Here is a 17270-nt window from a genome sequence, read left to right as displayed (position 1 = left end):
GCTAGCGTGACCGGCGTGTTAACCAATCTGGGCTAACGAGGCAGGGTCATGAGTGCGATGGAGCAAGCACCCCTTGCGCGGCCGCGGAGCGACGTCTCTTCGGCCGTGGGGCTGGTGGGCCTTGCCGGGCTGTTCGCCTGGGTCGCGTTCGCGCGCGCATTCCCCACTATTGCGGAGTCCTTCGACTGGGCCGTGCCGCACGATACGCTGGGCGGGCAGAATTCGGCGCTCGTCGGCCTGCTCGCGGCGGCGATCCCCATGGCTGCCTGGTCGGTGCTCGTCGACAAGGTCCATCTGCGCCCCTCGACCGGGCTCGACTGGACGCTGGTCAGCAGCCGCAAGCCCGATCGCGGCGCCACCTGGGTCAAGCTGGCAGGGCTGTGGGCGACCTGGGCGATCATCGCCGGGCTCTACTGCCTGTGCCGCTGGTACTGGCAGGGGCAGTATGTCTTCTCGATGCAGGTGCTTGGGTACGCCGCGCTGCCGCTGGTGGTGCTGTCGATACCCTATGTCTTCTGGATCGACCGCGCGCTGGTCAATCCACGCGACCACGCATGGCATTTCGGCGCATTGCTGCTGATGCGGTCGGGCTGGGAGCCGGACGAGGTCAAGAAGCACTGGCGGACCTGGATCATCAAGGCCTTCTTCACCGCCTTCATGATCTCGATCATCCCTTTCGCCTTCCGCCACATCGTGACCGCCGATTTCGCCGAAGTCATGGCGCGTCCCGAGCGTATCGCGCTGACGGTGATCGAGGCGATGTTCATGATCGATGTGATGATCGGGACGGTCGGCTATATCGTCACCATGCGCCCGCTCGATGCGCATATCCGTTCGGGCAACCCGCTGCTCGGCGGCTGGATCGCGGCGCTGATCTGCTATCCGCCGGCGGTCTGGGGCATTCTCGGCAACGGCAAGGCGATCTTCTACGAAGAGGATACGGCGGGCTGGCTGCACTGGCTGGAGGGACACGATCTGGCGATCGCGCTGTGGGGCGCCCTGCTGGTGGCCCTGACCGCGATCTATGCCTGGGCCACCTTCGCCTTCGGACTGCGTTTCTCTAATCTCACCTATCGCGGGGTGCTGACCAACGGGCCCTATCGCTTCACCCGCCACCCGGCCTATGTGTCGAAGAACCTGTTCTGGTGGGCCTCGGTCATGCCGTTCCTCGTCACCACTGGCTCGCTGGTCGAGACGATCCGCAACTGCTTCTTCCTCGCGCTAGTCAACGGAATCTATTTCTGGCGCGCCAAGACCGAGGAGGCGCATCTCCTCGCCGAGGATCCGAAATATCGCGAATACCACGCATGGATGGCGCAGCACGGTCTCATAACCGCGCCGCTGACGCGGATGTGGCACCGCTTTCGGCCGCGGCCGGCGATCGAGGCCCAGCCTGCCGAATAGTCAGCCGAGCGGCTGGCCGTCGTCGGTTTCGTAGATCCGCAGGTCGCGCGATTCGGGGGGATTGGCGGCCATGACCTTCTGGAATTCGGCCACGTGGGCAGAGGCGCCATGCGCGGCCAGGGCCTCGCGATCGCGCCAGCGCTCGAACAGCACCAGCGTGTCGGGATCGGCGAGGTCGCTGGCGAAGGTGTAGTCGAGGCAACCGTCCTCGGCGCGGCTCGCGCGGATCATTTCGACCATCGCCTTGCGCGTCGCCGCATCGATCGGCCGCCCAAGCTTTATCGTGCCGTTTATCTGGATCATCGCCTCTCTCCCGTCGTCGCGTGGAGAGAGGCGATAGCAGGTCACCGGATGAAAGGATCGGAAAATTTCGGGTCGCTGGTGAGCGTGTCGTCGGTCAGCGTAAGGAGGAAATCGACCAGCGCCTGGCGGTCGCTGACCGAGAGGTTGAGTCGCCGGGGGGCGCCGCCCGCCTGCAGACGGTTGTCGAGCGCCGGGCCGGCCTGGATGCCCAGGTCGTAGTGGACGATGACGTCGAGCAAGGTGTCGAAGCGCCCATCGTGCATGAAGTTGGTCGAGAGCCCCACATTCTTGAGCGAGGGCGATTTGAAGATCGTCGTCTCGCCCGCGTCGAGCCCGTTGGACCGGCTGTTGGCATTGAGCGCGAAGGTCGGCGGCTGGTGACACGCGGAACAGCCTGCGCCGCCATTGTTGGGGCCGCCCATGAACAGCTGGCGCCCGCGGTTTTCGCTGGCCGAGAAGCCCGGCAGGTTCGCGTTCAGGTTGCGGTTCTGGGCGTTGGGATCGAAGACCTGCGCATAGGCGCGATCCCAGCGGCTGTCGGTAGAGATCATCGCGCGCTCGAAATTGGCCAGCGCCCGCTCGATCCGGTTCATGGTGATCGCCTGATCGCCGAACACGTAGTCGAACAGCACGGGATAGTACTCGAGACCTTGCAGCTTGGTCACCAGCGCGGCGAGGCCGCCATTGTCGATCCAGCCCATTTCGACCGGGTTGAGGATCGGCTGCGTGGCCTGGTCTTCCACGCTGTCGGCGCGGCGGTCCCAGAACATGTCGCCCGGCTGGTAGAAGCGCACATTGCCCAGCCGCATGGCATGCGCGCCGGTGAAGGCGCCGCCGGCGAAGCCTTCGGAAAAGCGCTCGTTGTCGTCGAAGCCGAAGCGCTGCTGATGGCAGCTGGCGCAGCTGATCGAATCATTCACGCTCAGCGCGGTGTCGTAGAACAGCACGCGACCGAGCATGGCCAGATCGTCGCTCACGGGGGCGTTGTCGGGCGTGTTGTCGAGCGCGAAGGCGGTGTTGTCGTAATAGGCCGGCAGCGTGGGCGCGGCGTAATTTTCCAGCGCATCGAGATCGAGCCGCAGATAGGCCTGGATGATCGCGTTGCCGTCCTCGTTCCTGGTTGTGGGCGGGGTGGGCGTGGGCGCAGGGGTCGGTGTGGGCGCCACCACCGCGGTACCTCCGCCGCCCCCAATGGTCCCCGATGAACCGCCGCCGCCGCAGGCCGCGAGGGCCAGTGTCATCGCCGCGATCGATACGATATTGCGCGCCATGTTTGGCATGCCCAGACCCTCATCCTCTCATCCCTCGGGACCCGGGTCGATGAATGACGGGGAAGGGGGACAGGTCAACGGCGGCCGGTATCATCTTGTACGCGCTCGATGGAAAGTGCGCGTTCCGAGACGCTGGCGTTACCCCTGTGACAACCCGATACGATCGGTGCGGGTTCAGAAGCTGTATTTGTAGACCCGCTTGATGTCGCCTCCCCATTCGCCGTGGTAGCGATCGAGCAGGACCTGCGCCGGAACCCTGCCGCTGGCGACGATCTCGTCGAGCGTCTCGAGGAAGCCGGTCTCGTTGTCGCCCGAGCTGTTGTAGCGGCCGCGAGCGGCCAGTCCGGCGCGCGAGATGGCGAGCACGTCCTTCGCCAGGTCGCGCAGCTTGCCGCCCCCCGGGATCGGCGCATCGAGGGCCAGTTTCGGCACGGCGTTGCGCAGTTCCTCGCGCTCTTCCATCGTCCAGTGCTTGACGAGATCCCAGGCGCCATCGAGCGCGGTCTGGTCGTAGAGCAGCCCGACCCAGAAGGCGGGCAGCGCGCAAATGCGGCTCCACGGGCCGCCATCGGCGCCGCGCATTTCGAGGAAGCTCTTGAGCCGCACCTCGGGGAATGCGGTCGAGAGGTGATCCCACCAGTCGCCCTGAGTGGGCTTCTCGCCGGGCAGGACCGAGAGATTGCCATCGAGGAAATCGCGGAAGCTGAGGCCGGCGGCATCGATATACTTACCGTCGCGGAAGACGAAATACATCGGCACGTCGAGCATGTAATCGACCCAGCGTTCGTAGCCGAAGCCGTCTTCGAAGACGAAAGGCAGCATGCCGGTGCGGTGCGGGTCGGTGTCGCTCCAGATATGGCTGCGGTACGAAAGGTAACCGTTGGGTTTCCCTTCGGTGAAGGGCGAATTGGCGAACAATGCGGTCGCCAGCGGCTGGAGCGCGAGGCCAGTGCGGAACTTCTGCGCCATGTCGGCCTCGCTCGAATAGTCGAGATTGACCTGGATGGTGCAGGTGCGCAGCATCATGTCGAGGCCGAGACTGCCGACGCGCGGCATGTGCCGCATCATGATTTCGTAGCGGCCCTTGGGCATCACCGGCAGCTCTTCGCGGGTCTTGTCGGGCCACATGCCGAGACCGAGGAAGCCCACGCCGAAGCGTTCGCCGACCTGCTTCACCTGGTCGAGGTGGCGCCCGGTTTCGGCGCAGGTCTGGTGGAGGTTCTCCAGCGGCGCGCCCGACAGTTCGAGCTGGCCGGCGGGTTCCAGGCTGACGGTGCCGTCGTCGCCCTTCATCGCGATGACTTTGCCGCCTTCCTCGATCGGCTCCCAGCCGAACTCGGTCAGCGCCATCAGGATGTCGCGGATGCCGCCGGGCTCGTCGTAGGAGGGCGCCGTGAAGCTCTTGCGGCAGTAGACGAGCTTCTCGTGCTCTGTGCCGATGCGCCAGTCCGCTTCCGGCTTTTCGCCGAGCTGCATCGGGGCGACCAGCTGGTCGCGCGATTCGATGATCGGATCGTCCTTGGCGGAGGTGTCGCGCGTGCTCATGCCGGTTGCGTTAGGAAACGCAACCTTGCGTGGAAAGGAAATTATTCTTCTTCGAGCCAGTCGCCCGCCTCGGCCATCCATACGGCCATGCCGGCAATGGCCGCGGTCTCGCCGCGCAGGATGCGGGGCCCGAGGGTGATCGCCACCGAAGCGGGATGCGCGCGGATCGCGGTGCGCTCGGCATCGTCGAAGCCGCCTTCGGGACCGACCAGCAGCGCGGCGGGCCCCTCGGCATAGCAGAAGGCGTCGGCCGCCGGCTCGCCGCCTTCCTCGTCGGCGAAGAACAGGTGGCGTTCCTGCGGCCAGTCGCGCAGCAGCGCCTCGAGCTTGGTTACCGGCGCGACTTCGGGCAGCGCGGTGCGCGCGCATTGCTCTGCGGCTTCAGTGACCACCGTCGCGGCGCGCTCGGCATTGAGCTTGTCGGCGACGCAGCGGCGCGTAACGACCGGGACGATCCGCGCGGCACCGAGCTCGGTCGCCTTTTCGAGCACCATGTCGAAGCGGTCCTTCTTGAGCAGTGCGGGACAGAGCCAGAAATCGGGCACCGGTTCGCGCGGGCGCTGATGCTGCCGGGGGTGCAGCAGGACGTGACGCTTGCCGACCTTGATCACTTCGGCCGCCCATTCGCCGGTCACGTCATCGCACAGGATCACGGCATCGCCGGGAGCAACGCGCATCACCTTGGCGAGGTAATGCGCTTGGTTGCCCTCGATCTGCACGGGCTCATCAGCGGACAGGGGCTGCTCGACGAACAGGCGCGGGGCGCTCTTGGGTGGCCAGGCGGGGGTGGCAGGCATGGCTTTGCAGGTGGCACGAGCGCGGTTAGGGAGCAAGCCATGAGCGAGACCGCCACTCCCGACGTCGTCCCCGACAGCGAACACCGCGGCCTCGTCGCGCGGCTGCCGCAAATGCCGCGCGACCTTGCACAGCTGGCGCGATTCGACCGGCCGATCGGCTGGTGGCTGCTGTTCTGGCCCTGCGCCTGGGGCGTGTGGCTGACCGGGGCGGGCTGGCAGCTCGAATTGATGGCATGGTTGCTGCTCGGGAGCATTGCGATGCGCGGCGCTGGCTGCGTCTATAACGACATCGTCGACGCCGACCTCGATCGGAAGGTCGCGCGCACCGCTCTGCGCCCGGTGGCGAGCGGGCGGGTCTCGGAGAAACTGGCGTGGGGGTGGCTGTTTCTCCTCTGCGCTGTAGGCCTGCTGGTGCTGCTGCAATTGCGACCGCTGGCGCAGGGCGTGGCGCTGGGGAGCATCGCGCTGGTCGCCGCCTATCCCTTCATGAAGCGGATCACCTGGTGGCCGCAGGCATGGCTCGGCATGGTCTTCACCTGGGGCCTGCTGGTCGGCTGGACCCAGCTGCGCGCCGACAATTGGGACGCACTCGCAGCGATGTATGCGGGCAGCGTGCTCTGGGTGATCGGCTACGACACGATCTATGCCCTTCAGGACCGGGAGGATGATGCGCTCGTCGGCATCCGCTCCTCCGCGCTGCGGCTCGGCGGCCGGGTAAAGGGCGGGGTGGCGCTGTTCTATATGGGTGCGGTTGCTTTCTGGGCGCTCGCCTTCTGGCTCTATCGTGCCGACTGGGTCGCGCTGCTCGCGCTGCTCCCGGCGGCAGGACATCTATTGTGGCAGGTCGCGACGCTCGATGGCGAGGATCCGGGCAACCCGCTCGACCGCTTCCGCTCGAATCGCACCGCGGGCGCGCTGGTCGCCGCGGCTTGTTTCGTCGTCGGCAACGCCTGATGTGCAATCTCTACAATATGACCAAGACCAAGAACGAGGTCGCAAAATGGTTCGACGCGGCCGACGCGCTTGGGGGTGCCAATTTCGGGACAGAGGTCTTTCCCGGCTATCCGGGCGCTGTCGTGGCAGAAGGCAGGCTCTCGCAGATGACCTGGGGTTTCCCGCTGGTGATGAGGGGCCGCAACGGCCAGCCGCTGAAACCAAAGCCGGTGAACAATGCGCGCGCAGACAAGCTCGACAGCTTCTTCTGGCGCTACAGCTTCGAGGAGCGCCGCTGCCTGATCCCGGCCACCGCCTGGGCCGAGGCAGAAGGGCCGAGGGGAGGCAAGACGCGAAGCTGGCTGTCGCGTCCCGATGCCGACCTCTTTGCGGTTGCGGGCGTCTGGCGCAACAGCGAGGAATGGGGGCGCTGCTTTTCGATGGTCATGACCGAGGCCTGCGGTGCGGCGGCGGAATGTCACACGCGCATGCCCGTGCTGCTGCGCGATGAAGACTGGCCTCGTTGGACCGACGGCTCGCCCGAAGAGGCACTGAAGCTTTGCCGTCCTTGGGAAGGCCCGCTGGTGCTTGATCGGACGAACGAACCCTGGGCCGGCGGTGCGGCGACCCCGACAAGGCTGCTCTGATCCATGCGTATCGCGATGTTCGAACCCGAGATTGCCGGGAATGTCGGTGCGGTGATGCGGCTCGGCGCCTGCCTCGGCGCGGGCATCGACCTGATCGAGCCGATGGGCTTCACCTGGGACGACCGCCGCGTGCGTCGGGCGGCAATGGACTATATCGATCACGTCGATGTGGCGCGCCACGCGGGCTTCGAAGCCTTTCTTCGGACGCTTGGCCAGAGCCGGCTGCTGCTGTTCACCACCAAGGCGACGCATTCCGCCTATGAGTTCGCCCATCGCGCCGACGACGTGCTGCTGTTCGGCAAGGAAAGCGCGGGGGTGCCCGACCATGTGGCGCAGGCGAGCCACGCGCAGCTGCGGCTGCCGATGCGCAAGGGAGTCCGCTCGCTCAACGTCGCCACCAGCGCGGCCATCGCTCTCGCCGAGGGGTTGCGCCAGACCGGCACATTGCCGGGCTGAACCCGATCCGTGGACAAGTGCGCCCCTCGCGGGCGGCCAAACTTGAGCGACTCGGCAAGCGCTTCTTAACCTTGCAGCCATGACCGACACCTTCGTGGCGCTTTCCGATCCCACCCGCCGGCTGCTGCTCGACCGGCTGAGCGAGGAGGGCGGGCTAACGCTGTCCGACCTTGCCGAGGACCTGCCGATGACGCGGCAAGCGGTGGCCAAGCACCTCGCCGTGCTCGAGGCGGCCGAACTGGTCGCCTCGGAGCGCGATGGGCGCTGCAAGCGGCACTATCTCAACCCGGTGCCGCTGGCGAAAATGGCCCGGCGCTGGCTGGGCCGCTTCGAGGAAGTGCCGCTGGCGGCGATGGCCGGGTTCCACGGACCGGTCGGCGCGGGGCAGGCGGCGCGAACATAGGTTCGCGGGGCATCGGCTCATTCATAGCTGACCACCTCGAATTCGATCCCGTCCCAATCGAAGAAATAGAACCGGCGCCCGGGCTCGTAGTCGTCGTGCCCGAAAGGCTCGAGGCCGTGCTCGGTCACGACCTTTTCGGCCGCATCGAGATCGTCGACCGTGAAGGCGACGTGGTTGAGCGGTTGGCCCTTGCTGTATTCGCCCTTCACGTGATCGCCGGTGTAGAGCGCGATGTAATCGTGCTCGGCGCCAATGTGGACCGAACGGCCGCTTTGCAGCGAGGGGCCGCGCCAGCGTTCCTCCCAGCCAAGCAGGTCCTTGAGCAGCGCGGCGCTGCGCTCGGGATCGGTGACCGAGATATTGGCGTGTTCGAGGCGTCCTGTGGCCATGGTGCATCTCCTGTTGGGGAGCTCGCGGACCATGGCCGGCCCGGGCATCCCGTCTTGCGATGCCCGAACTTATGCAACTTAAAGTTCACTTGAGGTCAAGCCGCAAAACGCCTATCAGAGAAATCGATGAATGCGAACGACCACCTCACCATCGGCGATCTTGCGCGCCGCACCGGCCTCTCGACCTCGGCAATCCGCTTCTACGAGGACAAGGGGCTGATCGAATCCTTCCGCACGGCGGGCAACCAGCGGCGCTTCCTGCGCAGCGACATAAGGCGGCTGAGCTTCATCCTGATCGTCCAGAAGCTCGGCCTCTCGCTCGAGGAGATCGGCGAGCACCTGCGCAGCCTGCCCAAGGGCCGCGCGCCGTCGAGCTTCGACTGGTGGAAGATCAGCGAGGCGATCCGGGGCAGCCTCGACCGGCGGATCGAGCAGCTGCGCGCAATGCGCGACAATCTCGACGGTTGCATCGGTTGCGGCTGCCTCAGCCTCAAGACCTGCAAGCTCTACAACCCCGACGATATCGCCGCCGAGGGCGGGCCGGGACCGCGGGTGCTGCGGTGATTTGCGCGGTCCGATAACAAACGTCACATATCCGCGCCAGAATTGAGACGAGGCGCTCAGCATCGCGCGAGGTTGGTCAGTGAAGAAAGCAGTATGTTTCTCAATCGCAGTGCTGTTGGCGAGCGCTTCTCAAGCCGGAGATCGTCTAGAGACGCCTACCGCAAAAAACGCGCGAGCGATCGTTCATGCGATCAAAAAGGGCGCCGATCTGTCCGGTACAGATCTGGCTCTCCTTTTGGATGAAGTCGAGTTTGCCGAACTTGCTCGCCTAAAAGGCTGCACCGCTTCGCTTGGAGAAGAAATCCAGACCAATCTGGCAATCTATAATTGGGAGTGTGGTGACAACCCGACTGGCGTCGAGGGCGGCAACGCGCTGAAACGCACCACGACAATGCGCTTCAAGGACGATGGTTCGCTGTTCGCGCTGGCGGTCAATCCGTCCAAAGCAAGCTTCGCTCCGACGGAAGCTGGTCTCGCGATGGACAAGGTGCCTTCACGGGATGAGATGGCGGAGAATTTTTCAAACGCTGTGATCGGCGGCGAAGATGCAACCTTGGGAGGGGTGATTCCATTGACGGCAAGTCAACTGCGTCAACTGGGAGATTATGCGGGCGGAACTTTCAATATCATCAAGCCGATGTCTCGGCGCGCAAAACGAAAGGCGCGCGAGGTGTTGGGTCCTCAAGCTACCTTCTACGAGCGCCCTCAGGACGGAATTGATCTCACTCTCATGATGGACAGGGCGCGAGGCAAAGAAGACAAGAATGTGACGCTCTACTTCGATCGAGATGACCGGCCGATCGGCGTCCATATCGAAGTGTCGCTCCTTGCTGTCGCGCCGCTTCCCTAACAGTAATTCCCGGACAGACGAAAACCCGCATCCGTTTCCCGCCCAAGAGCCTCGGAATTCTGGCAAAACCCACCGCGTTCCGACACCGGCAATGGTGGTCAGTACTCCGGCCCCAGCTCCGGATCGAGATCGCGGGGGCGGGCGAAGTGGACCAGCACGCCGCAGCCGTCGCGCAGCTCGCTCCAGTCCTCGATATCGAGTTCAAACACCGCGTAGGCGGCGGTGGGGAACTTGACCTTGGCCTCGTCGTAGAGCGCGTTCTCGTTCTTGGGCGCGACCAGTTCGAACAGCATGTCGCCGAGGCCCGGATTATGGCCCGAAATCAGCAGCGCATCCGCATCGCCGCCACTTTCGCGGATGACGTCCATGATCGTGTCGGTCCCGGCGAGGTAGAGCCGCTCGTCCCATTCGGGCGCGAGGTCGGGGAGCGCGTCTTCGACCGTGAGCCGGACCCGCGTGGCGGGGCTGGCGACGAGCTTGTCCCACTTGATGCCGTGCCTGGCGATATGCTCGCCGATGACATGCGCGCCGCGATGGCCGCGATCGTTCAGCCCCCGGTCGAAATCGCGCTTGTCGCTCTGGCCCCAGTCGGACTTGGCGTGGCGCAACAGGCCGAGGATCTTCACGATGTTGGGTTCTCCGCTGGCGACTTCTCCGGGCTAACAACACCCTCGGCGACGCGCTGTAAAGCCTCGTCGAGTGTCAGGCGTGTGACGGGTGTGCCTTCAGGAAAGGCGCTGAGCAGCCGGCTGGGGAAGGCGGGCGAGAGGACGACGAAATGGCCCGCATCCTCGCGCGTGCGGATCAGCCGCCCGAAGGCCTGCGCCAGTCGCGCGCGGATGATGCGGTCGTCATAGCGCTGCGCGCCGCCCTCCTGCTCGGCGGCGGCGGCGCGGCGCGCGCGGTGGAGGATGGTCGGGCGCGGCCAGGGTACGCTTTCCATGACCACGCAGCGCAGGCTCCGACCGGGTACGTCGACCCCGTCGCGCAGCGCATCGGTGCCGAGCAGGCTGGCGCGCGGATCGTCGCGGAAGATGTCGGTCAGCGTGCCGGTGTCGATCGGGTCGACATGCTGGGCGTAGAGCGGCAATCCGGCGCGCGCGAGCCGGTCGGCGATACGGCCATAGACCGCGCGCATCCGGCGGATCGCGGTGAACAGGCCGAGTACGCCGCCGTCCGAAGCCTCGATCAGCCGCGCATAGGCGCCCGCCAAGGCAGGGATGTCGCCCTTGCGGATATCGGTGACGATCAGCACCTCGGCGCGGCCCGCATAGTCGAAGGGGCTGTCGGCCTGCGCGGTCCTGGGCTGCAGTTCGAGATGCGGCGCGCCGCTCTTGGCCACCGCATGCGGCCAGTCGGGCCCGCTCTCGTCGCGATCGGTCAGCGTGGCACTGGTCAGCATCACGCCATGTGCGGGCTCGAGCACGACCCTGGCGAAGGGCTTCATCGGGTCGAGCCAGTGGCGATAGAGCCCGACATCGAATTCGCGCGCATCGTTGCGGTCGACCTGCAGCCAGTCGACGAATTCGGGATCGGCGGGTCCGCCCAGCCTTCCGAGCAGCGCCTCCCAGGCGGCGATCAGGTCGATCCGCCAGGCGAGCGAGTGGCGTGCGCCCTCGATCCGTGCGCGGCCCTGGCCGTCGAGCCAGTCGGGCGCGTCCTCCATCACCGCCTCGAGCCGTCCGGCGAGCTTGAGCAGCGGCGTGCGGATGGCTGCGAGCGCCTGTGCCGCGCTGCCCGCCGCCTCGACCAGTTCGCCGGGAAGCTGCGCGCATTCGGTCTCGATACCGTAGCCCGCCTCGAGCCCGCTTTCGTCGCGGGCGAAGGTGGTGGCGCGGACCGCGGCGAGCAGTTCCTCGATCGGGCCGAGCGGCGCCGTTTCGGCGAGCCGGCCGAGCCAGCCTTCGGAGGGCAGGGCCTGCGCCGCCTCGACCGCGGCCTCGACCGCGTCGCCGCCCGCCTCGTCGTAACTCGCCACGTCAGCGAGTCGTGCCGACAACCCGCGCCGCCGGCCGCGGCTGTTCTTCTCGGGGCCGATGATCCAGCGTCTGAGCTCGATCGCCTCCTGCCCGGTCAGCGCGGCGGAGAAGGTGCTGTCGGCGGCGTCGAAAACGTGATGGCCCTCGTCGAACACGATCCGCGTGGGGCGCCCGTTGACGTCGCGTCCGCGCGCGGCGTTGACCATCACCAGCGCATGGTTGGCGATGACGAGGTCGGCCTGCGCGGCGTTGCGCGCGCTCCTCTCGATGAAGCACTTCCGGTAATGCGGGCAGCCGGCATAGACGCATTCGCCGCGCTGGTCGGTCAGCGCCGCGATCCCGCGCTTGCGGAACAGCGTGCCGAGCCAGCCGGGCAGATCGCCGCCGATCATGTCGCCATCCTGCGAATAGGCGGCCCAGCGGGCCACCAGATGCGCGAGGATCGCCGGGCGGCCCGCAAACCCGCCCTGCAGGGCATCTTCGAGATTGAGCAGGCAAAGATAGTTCTCGCGCCCCTTGCGCACCACCACCGGCGGCGAGCCGTCGGGGCGCGTCGCGGGCCATGCGCGCGCGCTCTCGCGGCGCAGCTGGCGCTGGAGATTCTTGGTATAGGTCGAGACCCACACCGTCCCGCCCGACCGTTCGGCCCAGAGCGAGGCGGGCGCGAGATAGCCGAGCGTCTTGCCGATCCCGGTGCCCGCCTGCGCGAGCAGCACATGCGGGCGCTTCTGCAGGTCGCGCGGCGCGAAGACATGGCCGGCGCCCTTCGAAAACTCGCGCTGGCCCTCGCGCCGCTCGGCGCCTTCGCCGGTCAGCCGTTCGAGTTGCGCCTCGATCTCGAATTCGTCGATCAGCACTTGGCCTGGCTGCGGCCGTTCGGGGGTCTCCTCCCATTCGGGCAGGCGGCTGAAAAGCCATTTCTCGGCGCGATCGGGGCGACGGACATGGGGGGCGAGGACGCCCGCCCAGGGCCAGCGTAGCCGGGCAAGCGACTGCAGCGCGGACCAGGCGCCTTCGCGCTGGGGCCAGCCTTCGCTCTCGCACATGGCGACCAACGCTCCGGCGGCCTGCTGGAGCAGGAGCGGAACCCCGGCGTCGTCGGCAGGCTCGTCGAGCCCCAGCGCATGGGCAAGACCCTTGGGCGTGGGAACGCAGAATCTGGCGGGATGGACGAAGGCGAAAAGTTCGAGCAGGTCGAGCCCCGAAAGGTCGGGATAGCCCAGCCGACTGGCGACCAGCGGCGCATTCATCAGCAGTTGCGGCGTATCCGCGGCGGCCATCACCGCCTCGCCCTTGGAACAGCCGCGCGTGGCCCCGTTCGCATCGCGCAGCCAGGTACCGGCGTGGCTCGCGTGGAGGGCGGGAAGGGGCAGCGGGGGGCTCACGGCGCGACCATGAAAGCGAGGGAACGAAAAGTAAACAGAGGGCGGCGACGCTGTGCCCGAGCGGCTTCGGTTCGTCGCAAGCTATCGCCGGTTAGCCGTGAAAAAGAATCGGAAAATCGCTTGAAAACAGTCGATTGGTCTTTTCTGAACACCCGTTCATCGGAACTGTGGCAAAAACATGTCCGTTCTACTGGCATGATGAAGACACGCCATATGATCGCCAGTGCCCCCATCGCGATTGCCGCGATGGCCGCGCTCCATGCCCCTGCCGCCGTCGCCCAGGACGCGCCCGTCATCGTACTGGACATGCCCGCGCCGGCCCCTGCCCCCGCACCGGCGGCATCGCGGCCTGTCGCGCCGGCCCCGATCGCCTCGCCTGCACCCATCGTGCTATCGGCGCCGACGCCGGCTCCCGTCGCTATCGAGCTGCCGAAGCCCGCGCCGGTCGTTGATGCACCGGAGGTGAAGCAGGCCGAACCCGTGGCTACGACGCAGACGACGCGTAGCTCCGAGCCGCAGCCGCGCACCGAAGCGCCGCAGACCGCGTCTGCCATCATGGCCGAGCCCTCCGCAACCGAAGCCGCGCTGATCCCGGTCGAGGAGCCGTTGGCGAGCATGAACACCGCCAGCAATGAGCCGCTTGCGGCGGCAGAGCCGGCGCCCGAGCCGGTCGGCGACCCGTTCGACGCTGCGCTCTTGTTCGCTCTGCTCGGCCTGGGCGGTGTCGCCCTCGCAGGCGTATTGCTGTTCCGCCGCCGCCGCGCCCTCAGGGACGTTCCCTCCATCGAACGGTCGGTCGTTGCCCGCGCGGCAGCCCCGGAGCCTGCAGACCGCGTCTATGACGTCGCGCCGCTTGGCAACACGCATGCCGAACCGGCGACCTCGTTTGCAACCGGCAGCGATGCCCCGGTGCAGCTGCCTGCCGAAAAGCCGCGCGATCCCGCCGAACGCGACCGCCTGCTCAAGCGCATGATCGACGCCGAGCCCGACCGGGCCAACCCGTTCGTCTCGCACAAGGCCCGCGCCAAGCGTGCCCGCCTGATTCTCCAGTCGATCGGTACCCGTTTCACCGATCGCAAGCCCGGGATCGATTTGAGCCAATACACCAATGTCTGGCCAGAACTGCGTGGCTGGCGACCTGCGACAGCCTGACTTCTCCCGACCCTCGAATGGTGTCGCAGCGGTAGGGGCGTTCCTTCGGGGACGTCCCTATTGCCTTGTTGAAACCAGGTGGGTGTCCAATCGCCCGTACTCGGGAGCTCGGAGTAGGAGAGGAAGAGTACGCGCCGGAGCCCGGCTCACACCGTAGATAGGGGCGGACAGGGTAGTCTGTCCGCCCCTTCTCATGCGCGGTCGGGCTATAGTCGTCCGCCCGGTCCGGCCCCTAAGCTGGCCTTGGGCTCAGCACTTGCCGAAGCTCTTGGTCACGATCGTGACCCCGCCGACCGAGATCGTCACCTTGACGCCCGTCGGGATGCCCCAGGTGGTGCAGATGCTGAGGCAGGCCTGCGCGGCGGTCCCTTCGGGGACCGAGATCGGGAGCGGGATGCACACCGAGCCGATGCCCAGCGGCAGGTTGAGACAGACCTTGTGGTCGCCCACCGTGACGCTGATGCATTCGGCCAGTGCGGCATATTCGCCGCCCGCCAGGATGTTCGGCGCGCCGTCGGACGCTCGCAGGCCGACCGTCTCGTTGTGCCGGCTGGCGGCTTCCAGCGCGTGCTGGACCTTCTCTTCGTCGAAGCTGGGTAAGGATGCCATGGTCAATTCCCCTCGTCTGATCGTGTCACGGCGCGGATCGGCCGCGGCACGATATGTCCGGCTTGCCGTGGGAGTTTTCGACTCGAACTGGCTCCACGACGGAGCATCGACGACTTGCTAATTCGGCTGCCCATGCGCGGCGGGCGGCCAGCGAAGAACGGTTTCGGAGCAATCGCCTTGCGCAACTTGCGGCTTGCGTAGCGACGCCATTTTGGCGAGAGGCGCGGGCATGAGCATGACCGATCTGATTACCGCCGCCCGCGTGTCCAAGGCCTGGCCGTTCCAGGAGGCGCAGCGGTTGCTCAAACGCTATCCCGACGGGGTCAAGCCTGACGGTTCGCCCGTGCTGTTCGAGACCGGCTACGGCCCCAGCGGCCTGCCGCATATCGGCACTTTCCAGGAAGTGCTGCGGACCACGTTGGTGCGTCGCGCCTTCGAGGCGCTGATCGGGGCGAAGCCCGAGGACGGCAAGACGCGTCTCGTCGCCTTCTCCGACGACATGGACGGGCTACGCAAGGTGCCCGACAACATCGCCAACAAGGAGGTGCTCGCGGCCAATCTCGGCAAGCCGTTGACGCGCATTCCCGACCCGTTCGGCACGCATGAAAGCTTTGCGCATCACAACAATGCGATGCTGCGCGAATTCCTCGACCGGTTCGGCTTCGAATACGAGTTCGTCTCGGCGAGCGAGCGCTACAATTCGGGCGGTTTCGACGAGGCGCTGCGCCAGGTGCTGCGCACAAACAAGGCGATCCTCGATATCATGCTACCGACCCTGCGCGAGGAACGCCGCAGGACCTATTCGCCGATCCTGCCGATCAGCCCGACCACGGGCACGGTGCTGCAGGTGCCGGTCGAAGTGGTCGATGCCGAGGCGGGCATGGTGCGCTTCGCCGACGAGGACGGCAGCGCCGTCGAGCAGTCGGCGCTGGGCGGCATGTCCAAGCTCCAGTGGAAGGTGGACTGGGCGATGCGCTGGTATGCGCTGGGCGTCGATTACGAAATGTGCGGCAAGGATCTGACCGACAGCGTCACCCAGTCGGGCAAGATCGTCCAGGTGCTGGGCGGCCGGAAGCCCGAGGGGCTGATCTACGAGCTCTTCCTCGACGAGAAGGGCGAGAAGATCTCCAAGTCGAAGGGCAACGGCCTGACGATCGAGGAATGGCTGACCTACGGTTCGGAAGAGAGCCTCGGCTTCTACATCTTCCCCAATCCCAAGAGCGCCAAGCAGCTGCACGTGGGGGTGATCCCGCGCGCGGTCGACGATTACTGGCAATTCCGCGAGCGGCTCGCCGAACAGGAGCTCGACAAGCAGTTGGGCAATCCGGTGTGGCACCTCGCGCGCGCCAATGGCGGGTTCGAGGGCAGCGAGGCGCCGGGAGCGGGCGACAGCCTTCCGGTAACCTACGGCCTGCTGCTCAACCTTGCGTCGGTGCTCGGCGCCGAGGCGAGCGAGGCAAGCCTGCGCGACTATCTCGAAAGCTATATCGGGGCGGGGCGGATCACGCCCGAACTCGAGGTGCTCATAAAGACCGCAGTGGCCTATACGCGAGACTATATCGTGCCGACGCTCGACAAGCGCGCCCCGACGGCGAACGAGGCCGAGGCGCTGCGCGCGCTCGACGCTTATCTCGCGGATGCGGCCGAGGATACCAGCGCCGAGGACCTCCAAACCGAGGTCTACGAGATCGGCAAGCGCGAGGAATACGGCTTCGAGAACCTGCGCGACTGGTTCAAGGCGCTCTACCAGACGCTGCTGGGCAGCGATCAGGGGCCGCGCATGGGCAGCTTCATCGCGCTCTACGGCATCGCCAACAGCCGCAAGCTCATTGCAGAGGCGCTGGCGAAAGCCTGACGCCTCAGCTGTGCTTGCGCGTGCGGTACCATTTGGTCAGGACGTATTTCTGACCCTTGATCACCGGCGTGCCGGCGTGGAGCGTGTCCTCGTTCGGTAGTCCTTCGGGCGTGGCGTTGTTCCACACCATCAGCACGCCGGGCTTGGGCTCGATCGAGGCGCCGACCTCGACGAAATGCGTGTGTCCGCCCTCCTCGACCTCGTTGAGGAAGGCCATTGCGGTCCAGCAGCGCTGCCCGCCGCGCTTGCGCTCCAGATTCCAGTATTCCTGGTCGGTATAGAACCAGTCGTTGTGGGGCTTGAATTCCTGCCCCGGCAGGTAGCGCTGGCCCTGGATGCTCTCGCCGACCTTGCCCGGCAGGCCGAGCGCGTCGTCGATGCGCCGCGATATGGCCTTCACGAAGGGATCGTGCGGATCGAAATTGCCCGAATAGGAGGTGCGGAACTTGGCCACATAGGCGGTTTCGTGCAGTTCGCTGGGGCGCGCGACGGTATCGATCATCCGCATCAGGCGCTGGCATTCCTCGGGTGTAAGGAAATCGCCGATCGCGTAGATATCCGCCTTGTCGGTGGGAATCTTGTAGGCCTGCGGATCGGCATCGAGTCGCCTGCGCACCATGGCGCCGACGCGCTTCAGCGCATCCTGGTCGGGAACGGTTGCTGTCTTGGTCATTGCCTCCCTCTGTTAGCAAGGACGCGCGCGGCATCAAGTATCCGGCTTGCCGCGG

Annotated in this window: 18 protein-coding genes; 9 read left to right on the top strand and 9 right to left on the bottom strand. The window is 66.2% G+C overall.

All coding sequences use genetic code 11. From position 1 onward, the window contains the following. Window positions 1-57: 57 nt before the first annotated feature. Window positions 58-1404, top strand: a complete 1347-nt coding sequence (locus ACN4E0_RS02675) for a methyltransferase family protein (protein ID WP_419565271.1) — start codon at window positions 58-60, stop codon at window positions 1402-1404. Here ACN4E0_RS02675 and ACN4E0_RS02670 read toward each other — a convergent pair whose 3' ends face one another. The 4 genes from ACN4E0_RS02670 to ACN4E0_RS02655 form a co-directional block, all read right to left on the bottom strand. Then, entirely contained in the window at window positions 1405-1707 is a 303-nt protein-coding gene (locus ACN4E0_RS02670) for a putative quinol monooxygenase (RefSeq protein ID WP_419565269.1), read from the bottom strand. Between the two features lie 41 nt (window positions 1708-1748). Next, complete coding sequence (locus ACN4E0_RS02665) at window positions 1749-2978, bottom strand: cytochrome-c peroxidase (protein WP_419565266.1); 1230 nt, start codon at window positions 2976-2978, stop codon at window positions 1749-1751. A gap of 174 nt (window positions 2979-3152) precedes the next feature. Beyond that, window positions 3153-4523 (bottom strand): glutamate--cysteine ligase, encoded by a 1371-nt coding sequence (locus tag ACN4E0_RS02660; protein WP_419565264.1) that lies wholly within the window; start codon window positions 4521-4523, stop codon window positions 3153-3155. A gap of 41 nt (window positions 4524-4564) precedes the next feature. Continuing rightward, window positions 4565-5320: a 16S rRNA (uracil(1498)-N(3))-methyltransferase gene (locus ACN4E0_RS02655; protein WP_419565262.1), complete on the bottom strand. Its 756-nt coding sequence runs from the start codon at window positions 5318-5320 to the stop codon at window positions 4565-4567. 39 nt (window positions 5321-5359) lie between these two features. On the opposite strand from ACN4E0_RS02655, the gene ubiA reads away from it, so the two are divergent. The 4 genes from ubiA to ACN4E0_RS02635 all read left to right on the top strand — a co-directional run bounded on the left by ubiA (window position 5360) and on the right by ACN4E0_RS02635 (window position 7759). Continuing rightward, window positions 5360-6274 (top strand): 4-hydroxybenzoate octaprenyltransferase, encoded by a 915-nt coding sequence (gene ubiA / locus ACN4E0_RS02650; RefSeq protein ID WP_419565259.1) that lies wholly within the window; start codon window positions 5360-5362, stop codon window positions 6272-6274. Further along, the gene (locus ACN4E0_RS02645) at window positions 6274-6900 is read left to right on the top strand and encodes an SOS response-associated peptidase (protein ID WP_419565641.1); all 627 of its coding nucleotides are present in this window, start codon (window positions 6274-6276) and stop codon (window positions 6898-6900) included. Before ubiA ends, ACN4E0_RS02645 begins: the two co-directional genes overlap by 1 nt. 3 nt (window positions 6901-6903) lie before the next feature. Further along, on the top strand, window positions 6904-7356 hold the full coding sequence (locus ACN4E0_RS02640; protein ID WP_419565257.1) for a tRNA (cytidine(34)-2'-O)-methyltransferase: 453 nt from the start codon (window positions 6904-6906) through the stop codon (window positions 7354-7356). 79 nt (window positions 7357-7435) lie between these two features. Further along, window positions 7436-7759, top strand: a complete 324-nt coding sequence (locus ACN4E0_RS02635; RefSeq protein WP_221602965.1) for an ArsR/SmtB family transcription factor — start codon at window positions 7436-7438, stop codon at window positions 7757-7759. Window positions 7760-7776: 17 nt separating this feature from the next. On the opposite strand, the gene ACN4E0_RS02630 is transcribed toward ACN4E0_RS02635, so the two are convergent. After that, window positions 7777-8148, bottom strand: coding sequence for a VOC family protein (locus ACN4E0_RS02630; RefSeq protein ID WP_221602964.1), 372 nt, complete (start codon window positions 8146-8148; stop codon window positions 7777-7779). 126 nt (window positions 8149-8274) lie between these two features. On the opposite strand from ACN4E0_RS02630, the gene soxR reads away from it, so the two are divergent. Continuing rightward, complete coding sequence (gene soxR, locus ACN4E0_RS02625) at window positions 8275-8712, top strand: redox-sensitive transcriptional activator SoxR (protein WP_221602963.1); 438 nt, start codon at window positions 8275-8277, stop codon at window positions 8710-8712. Between the two features lie 79 nt (window positions 8713-8791). Next, window positions 8792-9562: a hypothetical protein gene (locus tag ACN4E0_RS02620; RefSeq protein ID WP_419565253.1), complete on the top strand. Its 771-nt coding sequence runs from the start codon at window positions 8792-8794 to the stop codon at window positions 9560-9562. 98 nt (window positions 9563-9660) lie between these two features. Here ACN4E0_RS02620 and ACN4E0_RS02615 read toward each other — a convergent pair whose 3' ends face one another. Next, the gene (locus tag ACN4E0_RS02615; RefSeq protein WP_419565251.1) at window positions 9661-10188 is read right to left on the bottom strand and encodes a SixA phosphatase family protein; all 528 of its coding nucleotides are present in this window, start codon (window positions 10186-10188) and stop codon (window positions 9661-9663) included. Continuing rightward, window positions 10185-12926, bottom strand: a complete 2742-nt coding sequence (locus ACN4E0_RS02610) for an ATP-dependent DNA helicase (protein ID WP_419565249.1) — start codon at window positions 12924-12926, stop codon at window positions 10185-10187. The genes ACN4E0_RS02615 and ACN4E0_RS02610 overlap by 4 nt, the downstream gene beginning before the upstream one ends. A gap of 120 nt (window positions 12927-13046) precedes the next feature. On the opposite strand from ACN4E0_RS02610, the gene ACN4E0_RS02605 reads away from it, so the two are divergent. Beyond that, a complete protein-coding gene (locus ACN4E0_RS02605; protein ID WP_419565248.1) occupies window positions 13047-14078 on the top strand; it encodes a hypothetical protein in 1032 nt (343 codons plus the stop codon). Window positions 14079-14327: 249 nt separating this feature from the next. Here the strand turns inward: ACN4E0_RS02605 and ACN4E0_RS02600 are convergent, their stop codons facing one another. After that, window positions 14328-14687 carry a hypothetical protein gene (locus ACN4E0_RS02600; protein ID WP_419565244.1) on the bottom strand — a complete coding sequence of 120 codons (360 nt, stop codon included), beginning with the start codon at window positions 14685-14687 and terminating at the stop codon, window positions 14328-14330. Between the two features lie 229 nt (window positions 14688-14916). On the opposite strand from ACN4E0_RS02600, the gene ACN4E0_RS02595 reads away from it, so the two are divergent. Beyond that, complete coding sequence (locus ACN4E0_RS02595) at window positions 14917-16542, top strand: lysine--tRNA ligase (protein ID WP_419565243.1); 1626 nt, start codon at window positions 14917-14919, stop codon at window positions 16540-16542. 4 nt (window positions 16543-16546) lie between these two features. Here ACN4E0_RS02595 and ACN4E0_RS02590 read toward each other — a convergent pair whose 3' ends face one another. Continuing rightward, window positions 16547-17215: a prolyl hydroxylase family protein gene (locus tag ACN4E0_RS02590; RefSeq protein WP_419565241.1), complete on the bottom strand. Its 669-nt coding sequence runs from the start codon at window positions 17213-17215 to the stop codon at window positions 16547-16549. Window positions 17216-17270 lie beyond the last annotated feature (55 nt).

Source organism: Qipengyuania sp. (assembly GCF_048550555.1).
Taxonomy (GTDB): domain Bacteria; phylum Pseudomonadota; class Alphaproteobacteria; order Sphingomonadales; family Sphingomonadaceae; genus Qipengyuania.
This window is presented reverse-complemented; position numbering and strand designations above follow the sequence as displayed.